Source organism: Citrobacter gillenii (genome assembly GCF_013337685.1).
GTDB lineage: Bacteria > Pseudomonadota > Gammaproteobacteria > Enterobacterales > Enterobacteriaceae > Citrobacter > Citrobacter gillenii.
Genome location: NZ_SUQN01000022.1, coordinates 1 through 1,679, shown reverse-complemented (window position 1 = coordinate 1,679; position 1,679 = coordinate 1). Strand labels below are relative to the sequence as shown.

Below are 1,679 nucleotides of genomic sequence, written 5' to 3'. Positions count from 1 at the left end.
GGAAGTCTGACCAAAGCCGGCGATGGCACCCTGACGCTGTCCGGCAACACCCTCTGGACCGGGGACACCCATATCGACGGCGGTGAACTGGTGCTGGATGGCAGCAACGGCGGCGCGCAGCTGGTCAGCAACGTCATCGGTCAGGATAACACCGCGTTATCCCTGCGTAACGGTGCCACCCTGACCGGCTGGATTGACCCGACGGACGTCAGCATTGACACCACCAGCCGCTGGAATATGACTGCGGACTCGCTGGTCGATGAAGTTAACCTTGCCGGGACCATTAATTTTGCGGCCCCGTCCTCGCTGCCCATGAACGCCGGACGGACCCTGACCGCGACCAGCTGGCACGGACAGGATGGTACGGTGGTGCTGAATACCGTGCTGGGTGACGACGCCTCGACAACCGACAAGATTGTGGTCAATGGCGATACCAGCGGCAACACCTTTATGAAGGTGAACAATGCCGGCGGTGGCGGCGCACAGACGGTGGAAGGTATCCGTGTGGTGGAGGTTCATGGGGCATCTGATGGCACCTTTACCAAATCCGGGCGTATTGTGGCCGGGGCTTATGACTACAGCCTGGTGAAAAAAGGCACGGACTGGTTCCTGACCAGCCTGTATGTTCCGCCGCCGGTGGGGCCGGAAACGCCCGCAGTTCCTGTTACACCTGCAGTTCCTGTTACACCACGCACACCTGATGAACCGGGTATCCGGGTGGTGCGCCCGGAGTCGGCCAGCTATACCGCCAACCTGGCGGCGGCCAACACGATGTTCATCACCCGGCTGCATGACCGTCTGGGTGAACCGCAGTACACCGATGCACTGACCGGCGAGAAGAAGGTTACCAGTATGTGGCTGCGCCAGGTGGGCGGGCATAATCGCTGGAAGGACAGCAGCGGGCAGATGAGCACGCAGAGCAACCGTTATGTTATCCAGCTGGGCGGCGATATTGCACAGTGGAGTACGGATGGCCTGCAGCGCCTGCACCTGGGAGTGATGGCCGGTTACGGCAATGATGACAGCAACAGCCGCTCACATGTGACCGGTTACCGTGCAGATGGCTCGGTGAGCGGTTACAGTGCGGGACTTTACGCGACCTGGTACCAGAATGACGAGACCCGACAGGGACTGTATCTGGACAGCTGGGCGCAGTATGGCTGGTTTAACAATGACGTGAAGGGTCAGAATATTCAGGGTGAATCCTATGACTCAAGTGGTATCACCGCCTCACTGGAAGCCGGGTACACGCACAAGCTCGGCGAGTTTACCGGCAGTAAGGGCTCGCTGAACGAGTGGTATATCCAGCCGCAGGCGCAGGCTGTCTGGATGGGCGTCAGGGCGGACGACCACCGTGAAAGCAACGGCACGCGGGTCAGTGCGGAAGGTGAAGGTAATCTTCAGACGCGTCTGGGCATACGCACCTACCTGAAAGGACACAGTAAAATAGATGACGGTAAAGCGCGGACCTTCCAGCCGTTTGTGGAAGTGAACTGGCTGCACAACACGCATGATTTTGGTACGAAGATGGACGGGGTGAGCGTGTATCAGGACGGGGCGCGCAATCTCGGAGAAATCAAAACCGGCGTGGAAGGCAAGCTGAACGACCACCTGAATCTGTGGGGTAACGTGGGCGTCCAGGTCGGTGACAAAGGCTACAGCGACTCATCTGCGATGGT

The 1,679-nt window shown here is 59.3% G+C and carries 1 protein-coding gene; it reads left to right on the top strand.

Features of this window, described 5'->3' with window-relative positions:
- A partial coding sequence (locus tag FCH32_RS23090; protein ID WP_174361584.1) for an autotransporter outer membrane beta-barrel domain-containing protein occupies positions 1-1,679 on the top strand: 1,679 nt, incomplete at both ends.